The organism is Enterococcus hulanensis (assembly GCF_005405485.1).
GTDB classification, from domain to species: domain Bacteria; phylum Bacillota; class Bacilli; order Lactobacillales; family Enterococcaceae; genus Enterococcus_A; species Enterococcus_A hulanensis.
Window position 1 is genome coordinate 102,271 of record NZ_BJED01000001.1, and the last position, 23,140, is coordinate 125,410.

The window sequence follows — 23,140 nt, forward strand, 5'->3', positions numbered from 1 at the left end:
GGAAAGCGATGACACGTTTTGCAGTAATTTTTTTCATTTTACTGGGGTTTCTGACAACGACTTCTCCTATTTCCGCAGATGCTTCTTCAAAAGCAGAGTCTGAGGTAACCATTCAATTATCTGGCTGGGGCGATGACACCCATGAAGGAAAAGCCAACGGGCTGAATACAGGCTCGGGCGATTCTGTTCTTTCTTCAGCGGTAGCTAAGGTGTTGCCTAAAACAGGCGAGATTTTAAGCAGCAGCTTCAGGCTGTTGGGGATTTTATTTGTACTAGGCGCGCTGTTTTTCGTTTTTCTAAAACGAAGAAGGGAGGAAGCAAAGGATGAAGCGTAGATATTTTAACTTATTTTTCTGTGCTGCTCTATTTTTCAACTGTTTCCTTCCCGCGGCGAAGGTCATTGCTGTGGAAAAGGATTCTGGTGCGGTAGATCCGCAGGTGCAGATGTCATTAGACGGAAAAAAAGAAGCGTCTGTCACGAAAAGTCTAAAGAGCCTATCTTTGGCTGTCAGCTATAAACAAGTACAGCTAGACGAGCGGACGTATCAAGCGGATCACTTGGTCATCGAGCTTCCATCAGGCGTAACCTACTCGGATGGAAAGACGGGGTCTGTATCCTTTGATAAGGCTTCAAGAGAAATAGTGATTGATTTAACAGAAGTTCCTGTCCAAAGTATTGAGCTGGGGCTTGATTATGACCAGCTGGCGGATCAAACCGTTTTGGAGGGAACCCATTATCTAAATAATCAAGCCGTCGGAACATCGGAAGAACTGACACTGACAAAAGAACCAAACAAAGGTACGGTGGAAAAGAATACAGCGGAGTCTCAAGCAATGATTCCGACTGAAGAAGAAACTGACCGCTCTAAAGCAATGGAGTTCGGAACGACACCTATGCCAAGAGCCAATTTAGATCTTGGGATGGCAACGTCTCGCCAGCTGCCTGTTCAAACAGTGACTGATGGACAATTTGGAAATGTCAGCTATTTTGATGTAGGCACCTACGATGAGTGGGCCGCCGCTCTTACCGCAACAAATAATAATAAACAAGAGATTACTTATATCAATCTGACCGCAAGCTTTGCATTGGATACGGGCACCCATTTTGAAAATGTTGATACGAGCAGCCGCAGCTACACGACTACTAAAACCGGCAAAAAATTGGTTGTGAATGGCAATGGACAGACTATCGATAATCGCGGTCGTCGGCTGGAGTTTGACGGCAGACCATGGGATGTCGTTTTTCAAAATCTAAAGCTTCAAAGTGCAAATGCTTGGGGAGCTGTAGACGGGTATAATTCAGCCCCTCGCGGAATCTATACCTTTCATGATGTGCATCAAACTGGTCATCAGCTCTATGAGGGATCTAAGGGTCGAGTGATTTTATCAGGGGATACTTCCGCAGTGATGGCTTCTGATATGAGATATTCATCGAATATTGATGGACAAGATATTTATATCAATACCGGCTATGGAGCGGGGAGCGGGAATATCAATGCTGGTGAAATATATATCAAAGCTGATGCTCAAGTGCTTTTGAAAAACGGCCATCTAGGGGCAGATATAGTTGCTTTTAAGGATGGGAATATTTATTTTGAAGAAGGGGGTCAAACCTCTTTAACACTAGATAACACTGAGAAAAATACTAAATGGAATAAATGGGGCGGATTAAGAGATTATGCAGTGAGCGCATTAACAGTGATTGACCGACCTGTTTCGAGTGAGCACTGGAATGCAGCTGAAATTCCAAGCGGTTCTTCCCTTGTCGGTCTGAAAAATTCGATCCACCTAGCAGACAATACGCAGTTAACCATTCGAAATGGGGAGCAGCGCAAAGAGTACGCTGGCGCTGTTCAAATTTTAGATTCTGGCGGAAAATTTAGAGTAGGAAAAAATGCGATTGTCAATATCTTAGTGGAAGAAGACAGCAGTAATGATTCCAGCTCTCACTGGTCCACCAGAGGAAACAGCCAAATTCCTGTATTCTTAAAGAACGGTGCTCGCTTTGAAGTAGCTGAAAATGCAAAATTCAAACTCGACGTTGGCAAGAGCATCGCAACGGGAAACCCAGTGAGCTCTTTAGGACCAGTGATCAAGTCAGACAGCCAGCTGGATTTGTCGATTGATGAGAGCGCCCAGTTCGAAGTTAAGGCAGCTAGTGATAGTTCTCTTATCCAAGATAATGGTAATGGCGGCAGTATCATAGTCGCAGATCAAGCAACACTGGATTTAGGCTTTACTGAAGCTGCGAGTGAAGGGCTGATCGACCTGCAAGCAGGTTCTGTGAGTATCCCAACGAGCGGAGAATATATTCATCGAATCCGACAATGGAATAATGGGAACTATGATGAAGCTGCTCCGACTGAGGAATACCATCCGATTGATGGAACAAAAATTTCCTATTCAGGTACAAATATTACCAATCGGACGACTAACTTAGCCGCGGGATTTGCCGATAGTTCGCCAAGTGTCAAAGAGAAATTTGAGAATAACTTTACGTCAAACGCTCAACGCATCGTGGTTGATCCTGTCGTGTTCAATGTCAAGACGATTGATGAGCTCACTAACGAAACGAAAGCAGAATATAGCGTCAAAGGAACCGCTGAGCCGCCAGGCGGAAAAATAGAGCTGTCCGGCGGGCCATTAGCTGGACTGTCGGTTGCCGAAAAACAGGTACTCGTGCAAACGGATGGCAGCTACGAATGGAAAGGAACGCTCTCACGCCCATTTTATTGGGGTGAAACGATCCGTGCCAGCTATGTGGGCCATTCAGACAAATACGCAGAAACAGTTGTTGAAGACGTGACAAAACCAACGGGGGCAGGGCGAACGATCCACCTTGTCGAAGGCGAAACAATTCCGATAGATAAGGCATTTATCGCAAGTGTTGAAGATACCAATGCGTTAGAGACAAGTAAGGACGCGTTTGACTATTCCTTTTTAGGCTCGGCGATTAATTCTGGCGGAGCAGCCACGATCACCAACGGTCAAGAGTCGCAAGAGTTTTTGGACCAAGTGATCATCGACGATACCCGCGGGAATCATTCCGATCCTGTCGAGGTACGATTGATCGTGCATAAAGCCAATACGATCAATTCGATGATGGCGCAGGATTTGACCGTGCGCTGGAGCGATGTTTCTGGCTTTACAGTAGGGTCAACGGATTATCAAGCCTATCTTAAAAATGGGATGAAGGCGAAAGCTCAAACAATCATTGCTGGAAACCTGATCGATTTATCTTCAAGCATTCAAATTGAAAATAGCTCGTCTATTCCTAATACCGTGGGAGGTCCGTATGTTGTTCGATTCGTTGTTATTGCTGACGCGGCGAATCAGCTAGGGGCAGATCTGGTCAACGAAGTGCAATTAACGGTATTGCCTAATTTGACTGATCCGCGCGACCCATCAGCACCTGATCCGACTGAAAACGAAAATGAAGGAACAGGCGAACATGGTGAGCTTCGCTTGGATTATGTACCATCAAGATTTGACTTAGGGAGCAAAGAAATTCAGTGGAAAGATATGGAGTATCAAGCGATTGGTACTTCTGACCAGTGGATTCAGATTGCGGACGAACGACCAGCAGCTACCGGCTGGACATTAAAGGCTGCAGCGACACCTTTTGACTCTGGGACAGATCAATTGACAGGGGCAAGTTTGATCATCCCCAAAGGCGACATGTATAACAAAAAGACAGCAGGTGCGGCTAATTCAAGTGGACTGGTGTCAAAAGGCGATGTTCCATTAACCACCACAGCCTCTGCCTTGTTTACGGGCGACGGGGTGAATTCTAAGAATGAATCGACCTATGTTTGGAAGAAGAACCAAGTAAAGCTCAAGGTGCCAAAGGGTCAAGGAAAAGTCGGACAAACCTACAGGTCTACAATCACCTGGACTGTAGAAGCTGGTGCAACAAACTAAACCAAGGAGCAATCAACTAAAGTTATAGTCGATTACTCAGAGCAAAAGATTGAGAGCTGTTCTAAAGGGGATAATGCCTTTCAATATGATTGGGAAGCCGCGGAATGAAACGGCTTTAGACTATTGGATCAGCATGTAAGCAATTCGCCTTTTGTTTTTCTTTGGCTGCACCAGAAATAGACTAGCTCAACCATTTGATGATGGTTGAGCTTTTTTGTTTTAAGGACGGTTGGCATATTTCACTTACCAAAGACGCTTTTCTGACTTATTCATGATAAAAAGCAATTATTTTTTATTTAGTAGTACATATTTGTTTTGTCGTGCAAAAATGGTGTCGGAACGTTCTTAATGATTTCTTTCCAACAATAAATCTGTTATTTTGAATATAGATATCTGTGTTTTCTCTGCGACCAAAAGCTTGTGAATAGTAATATTTTAACTTTTGGGTAGGGGAAAGTCGGAATGATCCATTTTGACAGATTTTTGTACTAGTTTTTTTAATAAAAAGGCTTTGTTTTTTATTATGAAGTTTAAAGGGGAGAAAAGGATGAAGAAAAGCGTTTTGTTTTTAGCGGCATTAGTGAGTTTGCTGGCATTTAGTGGATGTACAGACAAATCGGCGGAGTCGACAGACAGTTCAACCAAAGTCTCGAGCAGCCAAAAGACCGAGAGTACTGCAACGATCACTTTATTAGATGGAGAAAAAGAGCTTTCGAAAAAGGAAATCACATTTGATAAGGGCGAAAATTTATATGATGTGCTAAAGAAAAATTATGCTGTTGAGGATGACGATGGCATGATCACCTCGATCGATGGCCATGCTCAGGATGCTAAGCAGAATAAATATTGGGTCTTTACAAAAAATGATGAACAAGTCAATGTTGGCGCAAAGGATGTTGAGCTGAAAGAAGGAGATCGAGTGGTGTTTAAGCTTGAACAATTCTAATCGAACGATCTATTCGGTATTTTCATTAGGGGTAAAAGAATTGAGCCTGCTGTCAATGATGGTGGCACTATGTGTAGTCAGTCGAACATTTTTTCAATTTATCGTCAATGTGCAGCCGGTTACGGCGATCCTGCTGATTATCACGATCTATTGGGGAACTTATCAAGGGTTGATAGTGGGTCTTCTTTCGATTCTTATCACTAATTTTTATATGGGGATGGGTGTTTGGACGATCGCCCAAATAACCACGTACTTTTTGATTATCCTGCTGACCGGACTGTTGAAGAAGGTACCTAAATTTAAGCAGAGCATTATGCTTCAAGCCATTTATGCCGGAATTACGGGTTTGCTGTTTGGCTTGCTTATTTCAGCCGTTCAAGCGCCTTTTTTAGGAATATCCGCATTTCTGCCCTATTATTTAGCCGGAGTTCCGGTCGATGTGATGCATGCATTTGGAAATGTCGTGTTCTATTTGCTGCTAGCCCCGATTTTGCGGAAATTATTAACACAAACGATCCAAAAATGGTATGGTGGAAAGACCAATATTTAGGCAGCCCATGGCTCGTTATTTGTTAAGGGGATGAGAAAAGCGAACACAATAGACGAACTCTATCTCAGGATAGTCAAAATAATTGAAGAAGAACTCCAGCAGCCAGCTAAAAGCTATTCCAGCGGGAAATTTACTGGTGTGGGGTGGTTATTTCCTGCCAATGTTAAGGACAGGGAAGGATCACCGCTGATATCGGTGAAGCAATACGAAAAGACTGTGAACCTCTATCTCTTTCTATTTGAAAATGGTCAATCGATTATTTCTCAATATGAATCAGCCTTCAAAAAAAGCAACATCGGAAAAAGCTGTATTCGGTTAAAAACATTAACACCTGAAAAAGAAGCAGCTATACGCGAATTGGCTCAGAAGGCTGAGGAGAGAATTTAGTAGAATCTCAACAATCAAAATCCCCCTGCGATCGCAAAATCGCAGGGGGATTTTGATTGTTGCTCATTTAAGAAATTAATAGCTGACAGATTAATTATACTTATAAGTATTTATTAATTTTGGAAAACAAAAGACTATAGATAAAAACTGCGAAGCTCATCAATGAGTTTCGTTTTTTTTATGCAACAAAATACAAAAAATATTTTGACTAGAGAATTCACCGCACGTAAAACTCCTTAAGAAAATCACATTTCTGATGAAAGCATCGTCTTAATGCTAAAAATGTTAATGCATCTGTTGCGACGTGTGTGCATTTCAACATACAAAAAAAGAACTTCAAAAAACTTCAAAAAACTATTCATTAAGAAGATTGAATGAAGCCGCGATTTATTAATATAATTGAGAAAATAATATTTTAAGAGATGAACGAAGAGAAAGATAATAATAATGTGTTTTGAAAGTTTAGGAAACAATTATGTACTGTTTATTTTACCGTTGTTCGAGAATATGAAATGCTTCGGATGATGAATTTAAGAAAAGAGTGTGAGTAGAACAAATGCGACCAATACTGATATTAACCAAAAATCTTTTAATTGAACAGCAATTACAAAATCAGTTACAACATCTAAATTATGAAGTTCTATGTTCAGTGGAATTACTGAATCAATTAAAAATGAATGCTCAATCAATGAGAAACAAGATGGATAGTCAACGAAATTTTCAAAAGAGTTTCCTAATGGATTATCAAGCAATCATTTTAAGCGAAACTATTTCTGATAGTGAAATTCAAGAGTTGATAGCCAATAGCCAAATTATCAAACAAATTCTTTTAAGAAAGGTAGTGGAAGAACCTTCAAAGAGAGAAAAGGAGCGTTTAAAAAATATGGGAAGTGTTGATTGGATTCTAGTTGATAACTCCATCCATAGATTGAGAGAACAATTATCAGAAAAACTCTCAGTCCACCAAAATGATGAATCCATAATTACCTTTTTATATCAAGATGAAGGATTAACCAGTGACACAGCGCAACTTAAGAACAGTTTATCAAAACGTGAAAAAATGACTTTGGAGTGTCTGTATAAATTCCAAGGAAAGGTTGTTTCAAGAGAGGATTTGTGTTCGTACATTTGGAATGAAGAGCCAAGCAAATCTCGTTTATCACAAACTTCGATGTTAATTAGGAAAATAAAGGAAAAGATGAAAAGACTTGGTTTTCATGATGAAATGATTCAGACAATTTGGGGTGAAGGGTATCTCTTATCAAATAATTTTTCAAACAATAGGATTCAAGCTAGATAAGAGTGTTATCTAAATGGTTAAGAAAGGAATAATTAGTGATATATTTTCAAGCGCAAGACCAAACATAATGTTTATGCTGATTAAAAAATTATTTTAACGTTTGTTTAGTGGGAAAATAAATTAAAAGTTGCTAAATAATAACTCTAATATTACAATGATATTAGTAAAACTTAATCTCGATGATTAATTTTTTTAGTAACAGGAAGGAAGGTAGTTAATGAAGAGAAAGAGCTTGATTAATTTAGTCTGTGTTGCGGTTTTAAGCCAATATGGTTTAACAGCAGTAACTACTTTAGCCGCAGAAAAAGAAAACGTTGTAACCGAACCATCTAATAGTGAGGAATTAAAGACAAACAATATTTTAGAAGATATACCAATGTCATCGACAGAAAATAAGGAGGAGGCTGTAGCTGAATCTGAGCTTGATGCTGTTGAAGCTACTACGAATTCTACTACAGAAGAATCAGCGGAGATAGTAGAAGCCAAAACACTTAATTGGGAATTCAAAAATCCGCAGCAAGTACTTACTGCTGGTGATGATTTCGCAGTGAAAATCAAAGGAACCCAAGCAACAGCGAAGCTTGAGTTGCCAGAAGGTATCGAATATGACTCAGAAAAGAATGTGGAGGAACTTCGTCCACTGATTTCCTTTGCTAAAGAAAAACGCGAATTGACGTTGACTAAAATTGACGAATATGAAGAAATCGAATTAGTTTTAACAGTTGAAAAAACAGGTGACTACGAACTACAACTTTCTGATGAAGTGAATAAAAAAATGAGCGATAAGCTTATTTTTACCGTAGCTGAAAAATCTGAAGAATCAACAGAAGTGAAGAAAGAAACAGAGAAAAAAGAAAGCAAAAAACAAACAAGAGCTGGGCAAGATTCTCGTGTTGGAATGGATATCTCTTCAGATCCTGCAAGTGAAATCAATTCAGCAAGCCAACGTGTTCTTTACACGACTACAATCTCTCATACTGATTCAACTAAGTCCTTAAATAAAGGAAAAATCGTTATTACGATCGAAAATGGGAAATTTAAAGATTATCCTAAAGCATCAGATTATACTACTCTAAAATCATCTACACTAAGTCCAGAGGGTAAGACGATTACTTTGGAATTAAAAGACGGCTTTGCTTCTGGGGACTTTGAGTCATACTCTTATAGTGCTTATTCTTCTGTTGGTACAATTGAAAATGCGGAAGTGAAAGTAGTAAATACTTTTACCGGAGAATTTAATGGAGAATCAGATAGTTTTACAAACGTAAAAGAAAAAGTACTCCCTATTAAATCAACAAGTGTAAATCCTGTCGCTCCGGGCACTTCTTCTTGGTACCTAAGTCAGAGTGCCGCTTCAAATTCTATTTATCCAGGAGGCAAGCTTAACACGTATTATGGTTTGACGAATAGAGAACAAAATGAAGGATTTGAAAATTTACGAATTAAATTCCATTTCTCTAATAAAGATAAGATTGAATGGTTTAAAAGTATAAAAACAACCTATAATCTCTATTTTCAAGGTGGAGGGTCTGAGTATAAAAATATTGATCCGGCGACGATTGAAGAAGTTGACGATGAAACATTCATTTGGAATGTTGGAGAATTAAATCCAATTGATATTTCTAAGCTGTATCCTAATTTAGAAGTGAATGCACCGGATGAAGCTCAACCTGGTGAACAGTTTACGTTAACTATCACTTATATGGATGATGACACAGATATTTTGAGTGGCATTTATGATTATACTGTAGAAGCTGATGAAACGATGGTCAATTTCAATTCTAAATATGATGGAAGAGGAAACCAACTATTACCTAATCAGAAATTTTTGAGTAGCTACAATTTTGAGGGGAAAGTTTCAAAGGCATTGACAGACTTAACCGTTACAGTTGATGTTCCAGACAGTGTTTTACCTAAACGTGTTTTGAATGGATGGTTAGAGAAAAATAGAACCATTCAAAAAGTTGAGTATTTTGATGGAACTAACTGGCAAGAAGTACCAGTAAATGAGGATGAAAATTTTGATCTGCCAGATACTGAAATAAAAAAAATAAAGCTTCATTATCTTGAAGTAAAGGACAAATTTACCTGTTATCAACCATTTAGGATTGAATGGAGCGTCAAGGAGTCAGTGAGTTCTGGAACGAACTTCAAATTGATTCATGCTATTGAATATACTGATTACGCTGGTGTTAAACAAACGCCGGATGTCTCTTCGGAAGACTTAGCCTATGAAGTTAAAGACGATATTATACCAATAGAAACAAAGACAAGTGTCTATCAATACAATAAAACAGGTGACTTCGATAAAGGGACAGTCTCTACAGGCGATACTTTTAAAATGAACTATCGTATTGGAGCTGAACAGGGAGAAGTAAAGAAACCGTATATTTTTGTTAAATTGCCTAAAGGAATCAAGGTAAACAATGTCCATAATACCATTCAGTACCCTTATGCCAATGATATTAGATATAATTTATCTCCTTCTTATGGAACCACTGTGACTCCAATATCTAAAGCAAATAATACTGGGACATTTGAGGCTGCGGATGGCAGCATTGTTTATTACTATAAGGCAGACGATACTTCACTAACCCGGGAAGATTATCTTCAAATGCTTTTTATTGAAAATGAATATATTGTAGAAAATATAAAGTCTGGTGTTTATGAAATTGAAGTAGGTATAGGATCATTAACTGAAAATTATGATGATGTGACACTTGGAAGTGGTTTTGCAACAGCCAGTCTTTCTGCTGAAATGAAGACCAAGCTAGATTCAACAGCAATGACTTATTACTCAAAGAAAACAAAGTTGACAGTTGGTAAAATCGATAAAGTAACCACAAGTGTTGCTGTAAAGGGAAGTGAAGATGCGGCGTGGCTAGATTCTTCTAAAACTGGGAAAGTGGTTCCAGGGAAAAAGGTTTCTTACCGTGTTTCAATTAAAAATGAAGGAACAGAAGATTACTCGAATGTTCAATTAGTTAATATCCTGCCTTATGTAGGAGACAATTTGGTAAGTAGTCCGACAGCAAGAGGTTCGCAATTCCAAATTAATCCAGATTCTGGCGGGGTATCAGTAAATTATAACGGTGGAGCTGCAAGTGGTGTAACACTTGAATATGCGATGTCCAATAATCCTATTCGCTTTAGTTCACCTTCTGGAACAACGATTGGTACGGATCCTTGGACCGGAACAGTTTCTGACTTTTCACTTGTTCGTGCAATTCGAGTAAGTGCACCTTTCGTCACGCTGAAACCAGGTGATGAAATCACGTTGGAATATAGTGGGGTTGTTGTCTTAGATGCGCAAAGACCACAGACTCCAGGAGACTTTTTTGTAGCTAATAATAGTGTGGCATATCGCTTTGAAACAAATGAAGGGGTTATCCGAGCTGGTGAGCCAGCAGTATCCAAGGTAGCTACTACACAGGCCGAAGAAGATGGACTAATTTCAGGAAATGTCTATATTGACTTAGATAAGAATGGTAATAAAGCTGGGACTGAACCAGGCTTGAACCAAGTACAATTTGAGTTGTTCAAAAAAAACAGCAGTAATAAATTTGTTTCGACAGGTTTGACCAGTGAATCTTCTTCTAACTCATCTGGCGATAGTGGGATCTTTGGTTTCACTGATTTAGAGTATGGTACCTATAAAGTCAAAGTAACCTTACCATCAAGTAAAGGCGCGGAATTCATTACTGGCGGAACTGATGGTGTTGATAAGATTAATGATACGACTGCTTGGGTTCAAAAGAGTGGCGTAAGTGAGTTTACTATCAATGACTCATCAGGCACTTCTCACGAAATCAAAGATCTAAGTGTACCGTTATACGTAGCCACCCCATTAACTGGAACGATCAGCTTCAAGAATAAGGAAGGCAACGTGGTAACAAGTGATTACGGTAAAGGCTTCAAGGTTGAGCTTTATAAGGATGGCGAATCTGCACAGATTGCGGAGACAACGGCTAAAGCAAATGGAGCCTATGCCTTTGAGGATTTAAGCATTGACAGCACGGCGAAATATAAAGTGAAAATCACGATACCAAGCGGCAAGAACTTTGTGTTTACTACAGATAATTCTGCTGGTGAAATTACGATTGATATGGAACCAGGTCTTGGTACCACAGATCCAACCGATCTATTTATTACAGATACAGACATGCCATCGGCAAGTATCGCGCTGGATAACGGGCGCGGCATCGGCAATGATGTCAACCCAGATTCAGTAACTTTGACAGCAAGTGATAAGACAACATCTATCTCGACCGATTGGAAAATCACAAAAGGCGGTACGACAGAATATTCTGGAACATCAACAGATGGTTTGATTTCTTTAGAAGACGAAATCAACTACTTGATTGGGGATAAAAAAGCAGGTGATTACACTGTTGAAATGACTGTGACTGACTTTGCAGGAAATCAAACGTCTGTAATGAAGAATTTTAGTATCAAGTTCGCTAATGTGAAATACATGGTAGATTCAACAGAGCACGCAAAAGAAGAAAACCTACTATTATATGTAGATAAATTGACGAAACCAGCAACTGACCCGACAAAAGAGGGTTATGTCTTTGATAAATGGGTGAAATCCTCGGATAAATCTGAATGGAATTTCTCCACTGGTGAGATCTCAGAAGAAAATCTTATTTTAGAAGCAGCCTTCAAGGCAGCGGAACAAACAATTCGATTTGATATCAATGGTGGAGAAACGTCAAGCAAACCAGCGGATATTGAGGCGGATACAGGAGATACAGTTGACTTAAGCAAAGTAAAAGAACCAAGGCGAACAGGCTACACCTTCAAGCATTGGTACAAAAAAGGTGATGCGGCGAAAGCGGATGTTGGAGCCACAGTAACAATGCCAGTGGGCGGTATGACTTTAGTCGCTGAGTGGGATGCAAACAGTTATAAAGTGACCTTTAATGCTAATGATGGTACTGGTGCAATGGGGGATCAGGATTTCAAATATGATGCAGCACAAAACTTAACTGCAAACAGCTTTACGAGAGAGGGATATAGCTTCCAAGGATGGGCAACAGACAAAGGCGGATCTAAGAAATATGATGATAAGCAAAATGTAAAAAATCTAAGTGATAAAAAAGATGGGTCTGTTACTTTATACGCAGTATGGCAAGCGACTGAACAAACTATCACATTTGATCTAAACGGCGGCGATTCAACCAAACCAGCAGACATCAAGCAAGCAACAAATTCGGATGTCGACTTGAGTACCGTCTCATCGCCAACACGAACAGGCTATACCTTCAAACATTGGTACAAACAGGGGGATTCAACGAAAGCCCCTGTATCAGGGTCGATCAAGATGCCAGCAGGCGGTATGACTTTAGTCGCAGAATGGGAAGCGAATGACTATAAAGTTGTTTTTGATAGTAATAAAGGTACTGGATCGATGTCGGAGCAAAGCTTTAAGTATGGGACAGCACAAAATCTGACTGTGAACAGTTTTACAAGAGCTGGTTACAGCTTCCAAGGCTGGTCGACGGATAAAGAGGGTGCTTATATCTATTTGGATGGCGCTTCAGTAAATAATTTAACTGCGGATAAGAATGGTACTGTGGCACTTTACGCGATCTGGCAAGCAGAAAATCAAGTTCTGCAGTTTGATGTGAATGGTGGGGCTCTGTCGTCGAAACCGAGTAATATCATTGGAAATACTGATAGCACGATCGACCTGAGTAGTGTGACAGCACCTACGCGAACAGGCTACACCTTCAAGCATTGGTATAAACAAGGAGATGCTGCGAAAGAAGATGTCGGCCCTTCAGTAAAAATGCCCGCGACTGGTTTAACTTTAGTAGCAGAGTGGGAAGCTAACCGTTACACTGTGAAATTCCATAGTAATACAGGAACCGGCACGATGTCATCTCAAAGTTTCAAATATGACGAAGTGAAAAAATTGACAAAAAACAGCTTTATTAAGGACGGGTACACTTTTATTGGTTGGGCAACAGCTGCGAATGCGCCTTCTAGCTATACCGATGAAGCAAGTGTATCGAACTTAACTGCTAACGCGGGAGATACATTTGATCTTTACGCACTGTGGTCAGCAAGCGCTCAAGTGATCCAGTTTGATGTGAATGGTGGGGATGCCTCTAGCAAACCAGCAAATATCATTGGGGAAACTGATGAGATTCTTAACTTGAGTGGTGTAGCAGCACCTACGCGTAAAGGATATGTGTTTAAACATTGGTATAAAAAAGGTGATACTACAAAAACGGATGTCGGCAATTCTGTAACAATGCCAGCCAATGGCTTAACCTTAGTAGCAGAATGGGAAGCAAATCCTTATAAAGTTAAGTTTCACGCAAATGGCGGAACGGAAACGATGGTTGACCAAGACTTTATTTATGATAAAGATCAAACTTTGGCAGGTAATAAGTTCAAACGTACCGGTTATACCTTTGCAGGCTGGTCAACTACCGCGACAGGTACAGCTATTTATGCTGACAAAGCAACGGTTTCTAATTTAACAGATAAAGCAAATGCTGTTTTCGAATTATTTGCAGTCTGGACAGCAGATAATCAAACGATCCAGTTTGATATTAATGGTGGAACAGCAACGAGCAAACCTGATGATATTGTCGCTGGAACAGACAGCAGTGTTGATCTGACAAAAGTAACAGCACCCGCGCGTAAAGGTTATACCTTTAATCATTGGTACAAGCAAGGTGATACAGCGAAAGCACCAGTTAGCGGCACGATTATGATGCCAATTGGTGGCTTGATCTTAGTTGCTGACTGGACAGCCAACGATTACAAAGTAACATTCGATGCGAATGGTGGAATCGGTACGATGGCAGACCAAGATTTTGTTTACGATACTGAGCAAAAATTAACTACAAATACTTTTCTCCGGATGAACTATGACTTTGCGGGTTGGTCAACCACGAAGACTGGTAAGGTTGAATTCACTGATGAAGAAGTTGTTAAGAATCTAACAGGTGAAAAAGATGGCAATAAGACATTATATGCAATTTGGAAAATCCAAGAACGAGTGATTTCCTTCGATGTCAATGATGGTGATCTAACGACACAACCAAAGGATATTAAAAAAGGAATTGGCGAGAGTGTTAATCTCGATGTAGTAACAGCGCCAATGCGTGAAGGTTATTCGTTCAGTCATTGGTACGATAAAGCTGATGCTGCTAAGACGGTTATTTCAGGAACGATTCAAATGCCAGAGAACAACCTGATGTTAGTTGCAGCATGGAACGCAAATCATTATAAGGTGAAATTTGACGCAAATGGCGGCACTGGAACGATGAAAGATCAAGCCTTTATCTATGATACGCCTCAAGAGCTGACAGAGAATGCCTTTGAACGTAAGAACTATAACTTTGTTGGCTGGTCAACTGAAAAAGACGGCATTGTAGCTCATTACGATAAGGCTACTGTTAATAATTTGACAGCGAAGGATAGTGATACGTTCACGCTTTATGCAATTTGGGAGAAGAAACCCGCTATTCCAGTCTTGAAGGCAAACAGTATTGTTTTGACCACTGATCAAGTTGAAGAATTCTTAAAAGACAATACCTTAGAAAGAAAGATTGCAGAGCTTTCAAATGCGAAAGTCGTGGATGAAAATACGAATGATGTGATAGCCACATATGAGAAAATCAATGTCGATATTTCAAATGTGAAAGACAAAAAAGGCGTCTACCAAGCAACACTCTCTTATGAAGCTAAAGCACGCTCAACGCTAGATTCAAAAGAAATCGAGGTAACAGTCATAGAAGCTACGAAGACGCAAAAGATTACATTTGACGTGAATGGCGGCGACGAGAAGAGCAAACCAACGGATATTAGTGCTAAAGTTGGAACAACAGTGAGCTTGAAGGATATTAAAGCACCTACAAGATTAGGTTACAGCTTCATTGGTTGGTTCAACGACGAGACGAAAGTCGGCGACACCGTTGAAATGCCAAACAACGGAATGACACTAGTGGCTCATTGGTCACTAAGCGGTAACAACGATAGCAGTTCAAATGGAAATGGTGCAACTGGCGGAAATACTGATTCAGGTACTGGCTCAGGAGTAACAAACACAAATATTTTAGCTCGTACAGGATCAATTACTACTGGTAAATCATTACCGCAAACCAATGACACATCAACAATCGGTACGTCTATTGTTGGTGGTATGCTGGCATTACTAGCATTATTCGGTTTCAAAAAGAAAAAAGATGAAGAGTCTGAACCGGAATCGAAGTAAGAAATAATTAAGTATATACAGAATCACTAACTTAGCGAATGAATCTGCTAAGTCGGGTGATTCTGTTGTGTTATCTATAAATAAGTTGCCATACAGGCGATCAATTAAACATAGATGGGAACATTGATAGATGAAAAAAATTTTATTAGTAGATGATTCAATAGAATTTTGCAACTTCATGCAAGAATTTTTAGAGACCCATGATTTTGATGTGTTAACTACGCAAGATCCATTGGAAGGCATCACGCTTTTCCGTAAATCAATGGTGGATTTAGTGATCACGGATTTAAAAATGGGAGAGATCGACGGCATACAATTTATGACCTTAATCCAAGAATCCTATCCTGACGCTAAGGTCATTATCTTGACCAGTTCGGAAAGTGAAGAGGATGAATTTCGCAGTTTGGATCTTAAAGCAGATGAGTACTTAAAAAAAGGGACCTCTTTAAAAATCATCCTGAAGCGTATTATGCGTGTATTGGAACAAGAAAATAAGAGTTCAGAAGAGGTGCTGTTCAGCAAGCGTGAGGACTTAACCATCAAGAAACGAACCAGACAGGTTTATAAAAATAATGAGTTGGTTATGCTGACAAGAAAAGAATACGACTTATTGGTAATGTTTCTTCAGAATAAAAATCGTGTACTATCTCGGGAAGTTATCTTTCGGACTGTCTGGAATAAAGAGAGTCAGCTAGTAGATTCACGTGTAATTGCGACGCATATCAAACAGATACGCGCTAAGCTGTCTCTAACTAGTCTCTATAATATTAGAGGAGTTGGATATGAGTGGGCTGAGTAATCGCAAGTTTAAATTAGTAGTGGTACTGTACGTTCTTTTAATAGCAATGATCGTAATGCTTTTTTTACTCTACCCAAGTATTTACAATCATATTGAGAAGCAGCAGCAAGATCAAAAAATGGAACAAGTGGAAAAAATCTTAAGTAAGAATGATCAACTCTCAGATCGTTTAGCAGAGGCAGCAAAAGATTCAACGGTGGAACTGGTAGTTTTGAAACAGCAACGGTTGATCTACGAATCTTTGCCGCTAAAAGGCAATTTGTCTGAGCTGAAGCAATTTGTCCGCAAAGAAAATTTGGTCTATCAAAAAACGTATCAGTATAAGGAGTATGTTATTTGGATTGCTTTCTATCCTCAAAAAATACAGCAGCAATTTAATCAGTTGATCATCTTTATTTGTTTGTTGATCACAGCGCTAGTGTTGTTGATGGTATTAGTAATCTATTACATCTATTATCAGCTTTTAGAACCATTGAAAAAGCTGCGCACGAGTATCCTAGCTCTGAAGAAGTTTAATTTTGATCAGGCGATTTTGGTTACTGAGTATAAAGATGAAAAGGGTTTGTTAGCTGACTTGAGTGCTTTTTCAAAAGATTTGAAAATGAATATGGATGAAATTGGTACAAAATTTACCGATCTGGAGCTGCAGCTGCAAGCAGAACAAGATTTAAACGCCTATAAAAAGAAGTTAATCAACTCTTTGATCCATGATCTCAAAACACCGCTGAGCATCATGATTATGTCAGTGGAGCTTCTGCTGGAAAATGAACGGCTGCCCGAAGCGGTCAAAAATCAATTAAGTGAGCTGCTCAAGCGGCAGAATACGACTTTGATGAACATCAACGAAATTTTAAAAGCATCGAATCAGCAGTTGGAGATCGTGACGGACGAACCGATCGATTTAATCCCGATCATTCGCCAGACTTTGGAGCATTTTCAAGTATTGATGAAAAACAAAGGGCTGTTTGGCGATATTAATATGCCTCAGCGAGTCACATTGAAAATGTCTCAGATCGAAGCAGAGCAATTGCTCCATAACATCCTTTCAAACGTGATCAATTATTCTCCAGCAAATGAAGAATTTACCCTTGATGTTGATGAAAAGGGGGATCAGTTGATCCTGACAGTCTCAAATGAGGTAGATGATCTAAATCAAATTGACTTTGAGCATGTCTTTGATTTGTTTTATCATTCCCAAACGGCTAAAAATGAGTTTAGCACCGGATTAGGCATGTATACAATCGCGGCGATCGTGCAGCGGAATAAGGGGACGCACTCTTTTTATCCTCATGAAGGAAAAGCGTACTTAAGGATCATATTGCCGATAAAGAGGGCATCGCTATGAAGAAGTTACTATTGATTATAGTTCTATTATTGACGATGGTACCGCTAAAAGTTTTTTCTGAAACGGAACTGCCTAATGAACCAGGAACATATCCAATTAAAGTGAGTTATGTAGAGGATGGAAAAGAGTTATTCAAGACCGTCTATGTAACTGTACGGAGTGAGGATACTGAGATCATTGGCGATGTTGCTATTGATGCGAAAGCATTTCTATTGACTACTCATCAGGTGGAAAAGATAACTGCTAGAGAGGCGATTGATTATAGTGGAGCGAGAGCATGGAGTATTGTTGATGTAACTGTTAGCGAGGTTTTGTTGAATAACCCAGATTTTAATAGTTCCAAGATTCCATTTGAATCTAGCTATTGGCAGGTACAGCTGGTGATCAGCATTTTTCTTGCACAGCTTTTAGCAATCCCGTTATTGTTAGTACTCTTTTCATCCAGAAACATCGTCCAAATCGTCCAAGAACTGACCGACTTTTTCTCAAGGTAATTTTTTTTAGGCTGAGACTTCAAATAAATTCAAAAAAATCTATCTTATATTCAGAGTGAGGATGTCAGCGAAGAATAAATAAACGCATGGGAATTTCCCCATGCGTTTATTTTGCATATGCAACTATTTTTTTAGAGCTGCTCGTGTAACGGAGTCGATCACAAACTCGGCACCGTTCAAGGCATAGACGCCTTGGATATCGCCGGTATTTAAGGCGGCGATAGCTTCATTGGAAAAGTGCAGGGCACTTGTCTCGAAATGGATCGTTTTCTTACCATCAGTGACACGGAAGGTCTTTGTCTCTGCTTGGTTGATTAACTCAAATTGAGTCGGCAATGTATCGAGTTCGCCTAATTTTTCTTCGACGATGAGATCCTCGACTTTTTGATAGCGAGTAACGACCAGCTTGCGGCTTTCCTCGCTGACTAAAAGTGCAGCAAAATGGGTATTATTGATTAGGCTGACGATACCAAACGCGCCATCCTTCAAAGCACTTTTTTCATCGACGTTGACAGTAAAGGCTTCGGCGTGTTCGGTTTGTCGAACTCCGAGAAAAGCTGGTGTGGCTTCTTGCGCGATCGTAGTTGCGTTGCCTTTCAGTGTCAGCTTTCCATTTTCTAAGAGCCTCTCCTGATTCAATGGGGCTCGCAGGCTGAGCCATTCTGGATTTAAGTCGGGCGCGTCGAAGTGGTCGGTGAAGCTGGCAATCTGTTGTTCATTGGTCAGTGCGGCTTGATGCTCTGGATAATTGTTCAAGTCAACTGTCTCGCTTGGTACGCCAGTGTAGATTTCCGGCCATTCATCTTTCCAAATTACGGGATACAGCAGTGTTTCTCTGCCTAAATTCGTAATTTGCTTGAAGCCGACAGCAGCGGGGCGAGTGCCAAGACAGGTTAGCCACCAATTTCCCTTGGTATCTTGAAAAAGATCCGCATGACCGATATTTTGTAACGGCTCATCGGCGCGATCGCGATTTGTAAAGAGGGGATTGATTGTTTGATTGTCTTCATAGGGTCCCCACAGGTTATCGGATTTGAACATCGTGATCATATGTCCGACACCTGTTCCGCCTTCTGCCGCTAATAAATAGTAGGCGTCCTTTTGTTTAAGGATGTGCGGACCTTCGACATCACGACCGCCAGTCCCAAAGCTGATGACTTCTGGACCGCGGAGAATTTCTCCGGTAGTCAAATTAATTTCGGCCATTTGAATGGCTTTGGTTCCTTGATCGTCGATATAGCCCGTGAAGGTCACATAAGTCCGACTGTTTTCCTGATAAAGATCAGGATCGATTCCCATAATGTCGATTTCGATACGTTGCTTTTCCCAAAGGATCTCTCCATTTGAGGTTAGGCTTCCTTTAATAATGAAGTTTTTGAACTCCGCAAAATTCGTAGTGATCACATAAAAATATCCATCAAAGTAGCGGATACACACAGCAAAGATTCCTTCATTGGATTTTGCTTGGGTTAGATCGGCTTGCTCTTTTTGAGTAACGACACTGGGAAGCTTGGTCCAGTTCAGCAAATCGGTGCTTTTACTTAAAGCGATCCCTGGATAATATTCAAAGGTGCTATTGACTAAATAATAGGTGTCTTCTACTAAAACAATGCTGGGATCGGGATACATCCCGCGCAAAATCGGGTTTTGATAATGGGTTACCATATGGCATGCTCCTTTTTGAAAATGTCGTAAACGGCGCGAACATCGGCTAGATTTAATTCTGCCGTTTTTGTGAAGGTCTTGAATGCTGCTTTGAATTCCGCGTTTGTTCCAATGGCGATAGGCAAGGCCCCGCTGACACTAATAGCAGTGATGCCGGCGATTGAATCCTCGATTCCGACACATTCTGCCGGTTCGAGGTTCAGGGCCTTGGCCGCTGCTAAGAAAATATCGGGCGCGGGTTTTCCTTGGGCTACTTTACTAGGATCGGCAATCGCATCGAAAGCGTCGGTCAATTGAAGCTTGTCTAAAATAGCTGGGCCATTCAAACTTGCCGAGGCTAAAGCCAGCTTCACCTCATTTTCCTTTAGCTCCGCAATAAATTCGCTAATGCCCGGCAAAATATTTCTTGGCGATAGATCCTTTAAGGAAGCAAGGTACAGCTCGTTCTTTTCTATTAATAGCTGTTGAAACATACTGTCTGAAACACTAACGTCTAAGTGATCCAGAATCACCTGCAGCGAGTCGCCGCGGCTGACGCCTTTGGTCTGTTCTTCTAAATGGTCAGGCAGTTCAGCAGCAAAATAACTATTCGCTAGTTTTTGCCACGCCTGAAAATGCAGGGAGGAGGTGTCGGCGATGACACCATCTAGGTCAAATAAAGCCCCTTTAAACAACGGCAACAGCCTCCCGTTCACTTAAAATCGGTGTCTCGACTAAGACTGCGTTGATTTTTGCTAAATTTTCAGGTGAGATTTGAATAAATGGCAATAGGGTATTCAGCTTGGTCAAGGACATCGTTCCTAGTCCGCCCTGTATCGCGGCTGGATCGTTTCTGAAGAAGTCTAAAACAGGATCGATTTGATCAATTTTTTTGACTAATAGATTATCTGCCATGATTTCCGCTGCCGGTGTTTCGCTCGTATAGTGCTCAATATAATTTTCACTTGGAATGTAGCTGATCGCATAGGTGCCGCAGGTAAGAGTGAACTTGCCGCCGATTTTTTGCTCATTATTTACAGTAACAGGAACATTTTCAGCTCTTGGTAAATCAACATTCACGATACTACCAAACGGCACAGACAGGTTGATCTTGATCGTATGCTCTGAATCCGCTTCGATCTGTGATTGAACAGCCAGTTTTCCATAAGGAGTGTCGAAATGCCCTTTTATCTGCTTCAAGCGATAATCGAAGAGTGGGGCGAAGGTTGCCTTTTGATAACCCGGAGCATCGCTTTGAATTCCTAACAAATAATTATATGCCCACTCCATAATGGCACCAAAGCTGTAATGGTTCAGCGAATTCATTCCTTCTGGATTCATGGAGCCGTCTGCCTCTACTGAATTCCAGCGTTCCCAAATTGTTGTTGCCCCAAGATTTACTGCATACAGCCAGCTCGGGAAATCCTCCAAAAGAAAAATCTTGGTAGCCAATTTATGATAGCCGCAGCGCGATAAGACTTGGCAGATAAACGGTGTGCCGACAAAACCAGTCGTCAAATGATCGTTATCCTTTTTCAAGCGAGCAACTAAATCCTTGGCGACACGTGCTCGTTGGGCTTCTGGGACCAGCTCAAAATGCAGCGCAAGTGCGTAAGCAGTCTGTGTGTCTATTGCTAAACGACCATTGGCAGTGATGTATTCCTCCAGAATCGCCTGTTTAATCTGTTGGGCCTGTTGGCGATAATGAGCGGCATCCGCTGGGAAATCTAGGATATCTGCGGTGTTCGCCACGATAATACTAGAATAGTAATAATAGACCGACGCGATAAAATCTTCCTCAGTTTTTCCAGTAGGCAATGCCGGATTTTCGCCATCCAGCGCTAACCAATCACCGAACTGGAAGGTTCCCGTCCATAGCTGATCACTGCTGCTATTTCGGCGAATCCATTCTACCCAGCTCTTCATGGCTGGATAATTTTGCCGCAGAATCGCTGGATCACCATAAATCTGATACATATTCCACGGAATAATGGTAGCCGCATCGCCCCAAACAGCTGCACCGCCGTCTGGATTTCCCATCGAAGGTGCGTACATCGGCACCATACCATCGTGCAGGGCCTGCTCCACAGCAATATCCTTAGCGTACTTTTTAAAGAAAGGAAAGACATTCATATTTAAGGCCGCGGTATTTGAGAATACTTCCGCGTCACCCGTCCAGCCCAACCGTTCATCTCGTTGCGGACAATCGGTCGGGATATCTAAGAAATTGCTTTTTTGCCCCCAAAGAACATTTTGGAAGAAGCGATTGACCTTCGGATTGGTCGTTTCGATGGTACCAGTCGTCGGCATCTCTGAATAGAGCACCGCTGCTTGGAAATCTTCTGGTTTTAAGGACTGTGTGTTTCCTTCAACTTTGACATAACGATAGCCGTAGAAGGTAAAGTGGGGACGAACCCATTTTTCTTCGCCATCAGAGATATAAACGAATGCCGCTCGTGCTTCCCGCAGGTTGTCGCGATAGAAGTTCTCTTCCTGTAAAATTTCGCCCATTTGAAAGACTAATTTAGTGCCTTTTGGTTCCCGATTATAAAATTCCATCCAGCCGGTCTGATTTTGGCCGAAATCAAGAACATATTCATCAGCGGGTGTATGAAGGATTTCTTGGACAGGAAGCCGATCCATGATTTTGACAGGCAAGCTTAAACGATCCTGCAATAGACGCTTGTCTTGGTCTAAGATCATGACAGGCTGCCAGTTTTCCGGCAGGATCGTATCATCCAAATCCTCACCATAATAAATCTCAGACTTCGTTATTTTCCCGCTAGTCGTAAGCCACGTTTGGTCAGTCGGAATGATTTCACCACGGCCATCTTCGTATTCCAAATGGTATTCAGCAATAATGCGGTGATGATCGCCATAGATATTTGCCATCCCGCCGTCAAATCCCAGAGTTCCTTTGTACCAGCCATCACCTGTTGAAACCAACAACTCGTGCTTTTCGGCGGTATTGAAGGCTTCCGTCACATCATAGGTTTGCACTTGTAGCCATTGGTCATACGCTGTTACGCCAGGTGTCAAATATTCGTCTCCGACTTTTTCACCATCAATATAGGTCTCGTAAACACCTAGACCAGTGATATACAAACGGGCCTGTTTCACCTTTGTATCGAGAGTGATTTCTTTTTTGAAGAGGGTGTTTTGAATCGTTTTGTCCGAATGAGCGATCCAATCGGCTTCAAATGGTTCATTCATTTTTCCGGTTTCAAAAAAAGTCGTTCCGGTTACTTGGTTTTGATTTTGGTCTTCAAGGGTAACTTTGACTTGATAACGAGTTCGAGGACTCAGCACTAAAGGCACTTCAAAATAATTCGTATCAAAGGGCAGCTTTTCTGTCTGATAAACAGGCTGATCAGGATGTTCGGTCCAAATCGTCAGCTGTTTGGTTAGCTGAATGAACTGATCGGCTGCTACAACGAAATCAATTCGCAGATCGTCTAGCTGAAAACCGATGGGTTCGGTCATGTGATTGATTAAAATGCTCGAGATATTCATTTTTA

At 40.8% G+C, this 23,140-nt stretch carries 13 protein-coding genes; 10 read left to right on the plus strand and 3 right to left on the minus strand.

Going from position 1 to position 23,140, the window contains the following annotated elements; translation table 11 throughout:
• Nucleotides 1–8: 8 nt before the first annotated feature.
• The 10 genes from FFR60_RS00465 (at nt 9) to FFR60_RS00510 (ending at nt 17,978) form a co-directional block, all read left to right on the plus strand.
• A complete protein-coding gene (locus tag FFR60_RS00465) occupies nt 9–335 on the plus strand; it encodes an LPXTG cell wall anchor domain-containing protein (RefSeq protein ID WP_137662539.1) in 327 nt (108 codons plus the stop codon).
• Nucleotides 325–3,921, plus strand: coding sequence for a WxL domain-containing protein (locus tag FFR60_RS00470; RefSeq protein ID WP_137662540.1), 3,597 nt, complete (start codon nt 325–327; stop codon nt 3,919–3,921). Before FFR60_RS00465 ends, FFR60_RS00470 begins: the two co-directional genes overlap by 11 nt.
• 547 nt (nt 3,922–4,468) lie before the next feature.
• On the plus strand, nt 4,469–4,867 hold the full coding sequence (locus tag FFR60_RS00475; protein ID WP_137662541.1) for a DUF4430 domain-containing protein: 399 nt from the start codon (nt 4,469–4,471) through the stop codon (nt 4,865–4,867).
• The gene (locus FFR60_RS00480; RefSeq protein ID WP_137662542.1) at nt 4,854–5,417 is read left to right on the plus strand and encodes an ECF transporter S component; all 564 of its coding nucleotides are present in this window, start codon (nt 4,854–4,856) and stop codon (nt 5,415–5,417) included. Before FFR60_RS00475 ends, FFR60_RS00480 begins: the two co-directional genes overlap by 14 nt.
• A gap of 30 nt (nt 5,418–5,447) precedes the next feature.
• Nucleotides 5,448–5,804: a hypothetical protein gene (locus FFR60_RS00485; RefSeq protein WP_137662543.1), complete on the plus strand. Its 357-nt coding sequence runs from the start codon at nt 5,448–5,450 to the stop codon at nt 5,802–5,804.
• Between the two features lie 736 nt (nt 5,805–6,540).
• Nucleotides 6,541–7,104 carry a winged helix-turn-helix domain-containing protein gene (locus FFR60_RS00490; RefSeq protein WP_171004836.1) on the plus strand — a complete coding sequence of 188 codons (564 nt, stop codon included), beginning with the start codon at nt 6,541–6,543 and terminating at the stop codon, nt 7,102–7,104.
• Nucleotides 7,105–7,321: 217 nt separating this feature from the next.
• Nucleotides 7,322–15,340 (plus strand): InlB B-repeat-containing protein, encoded by an 8,019-nt coding sequence (locus tag FFR60_RS00495; protein ID WP_137662545.1) that lies wholly within the window; start codon nt 7,322–7,324, stop codon nt 15,338–15,340.
• Between the two features lie 130 nt (nt 15,341–15,470).
• A complete protein-coding gene (locus tag FFR60_RS00500; RefSeq protein ID WP_137662546.1) occupies nt 15,471–16,139 on the plus strand; it encodes a response regulator transcription factor in 669 nt (222 codons plus the stop codon).
• Nucleotides 16,123–17,484, plus strand: a complete 1,362-nt coding sequence (locus tag FFR60_RS00505; protein WP_137662547.1) for a sensor histidine kinase — start codon at nt 16,123–16,125, stop codon at nt 17,482–17,484. The genes FFR60_RS00500 and FFR60_RS00505 overlap by 17 nt, the downstream gene beginning before the upstream one ends.
• Complete coding sequence (locus FFR60_RS00510; RefSeq protein ID WP_137662548.1) at nt 17,481–17,978, plus strand: hypothetical protein; 498 nt, start codon at nt 17,481–17,483, stop codon at nt 17,976–17,978. The genes FFR60_RS00505 and FFR60_RS00510 overlap by 4 nt, the downstream gene beginning before the upstream one ends.
• A 123-nt stretch (nt 17,979–18,101) precedes the next feature.
• Here FFR60_RS00510 and FFR60_RS00515 read toward each other — a convergent pair whose 3' ends face one another.
• The 3 genes from FFR60_RS00515 to FFR60_RS00525 are packed head-to-tail and all read right to left on the minus strand — an operon-like array spanning nt 18,102 to nt 23,135.
• Nucleotides 18,102–19,643 (minus strand): glycoside hydrolase family 43 protein, encoded by a 1,542-nt coding sequence (locus tag FFR60_RS00515; protein WP_137662549.1) that lies wholly within the window; start codon nt 19,641–19,643, stop codon nt 18,102–18,104.
• A complete protein-coding gene (gene pgmB / locus FFR60_RS00520) occupies nt 19,637–20,317 on the minus strand; it encodes a beta-phosphoglucomutase (protein ID WP_137662550.1) in 681 nt (226 codons plus the stop codon). The genes FFR60_RS00515 and pgmB overlap by 7 nt, the downstream gene beginning before the upstream one ends.
• Nucleotides 20,310–23,135 (minus strand): alpha-L-rhamnosidase, encoded by a 2,826-nt coding sequence (locus FFR60_RS00525; protein ID WP_137662551.1) that lies wholly within the window; start codon nt 23,133–23,135, stop codon nt 20,310–20,312. Before FFR60_RS00525 ends, pgmB begins: the two co-directional genes overlap by 8 nt.
• Nucleotides 23,136–23,140: the final 5 nt, after the last annotated feature.

Bases quoted from the DNA above. Each gene is read 5' to 3' on its own strand.
- FFR60_RS00465 (WP_137662539.1), top strand. From the start codon at position 9: ATGACACGTTTTGCAGTAATTTTTTTCATTTTACTGGGGTTTCTGACA.
- FFR60_RS00470 (WP_137662540.1), top strand. From the start codon at position 325: ATGAAGCGTAGATATTTTAACTTATTTTTCTGTGCTGCTCTATTTTTC.
- FFR60_RS00475 (WP_137662541.1), top strand. From the start codon at position 4,469: ATGAAGAAAAGCGTTTTGTTTTTAGCGGCATTAGTGAGTTTGCTGGCA.
- FFR60_RS00485 (WP_137662543.1), top strand. From the start codon at position 5,448: ATGAGAAAAGCGAACACAATAGACGAACTCTATCTCAGGATAGTCAAA.
- FFR60_RS00490 (WP_171004836.1), top strand. From the start codon at position 6,541: ATGGATTATCAAGCAATCATTTTAAGCGAAACTATTTCTGATAGTGAA.
- FFR60_RS00495 (WP_137662545.1), top strand. From the start codon at position 7,322: ATGAAGAGAAAGAGCTTGATTAATTTAGTCTGTGTTGCGGTTTTAAGC.
- FFR60_RS00500 (WP_137662546.1), top strand. From the start codon at position 15,471: ATGAAAAAAATTTTATTAGTAGATGATTCAATAGAATTTTGCAACTTC.
- FFR60_RS00505 (WP_137662547.1), top strand. From the start codon at position 16,123: ATGAGTGGGCTGAGTAATCGCAAGTTTAAATTAGTAGTGGTACTGTAC.
- FFR60_RS00510 (WP_137662548.1), top strand. From the start codon at position 17,481: ATGAAGAAGTTACTATTGATTATAGTTCTATTATTGACGATGGTACCG.
- FFR60_RS00515 (WP_137662549.1), bottom strand. From the start codon at position 19,643: ATGGTAACCCATTATCAAAACCCGATTTTGCGCGGGATGTATCCCGAT.
- FFR60_RS00525 (WP_137662551.1), bottom strand. From the start codon at position 23,135: ATGAATATCTCGAGCATTTTAATCAATCACATGACCGAACCCATCGGT.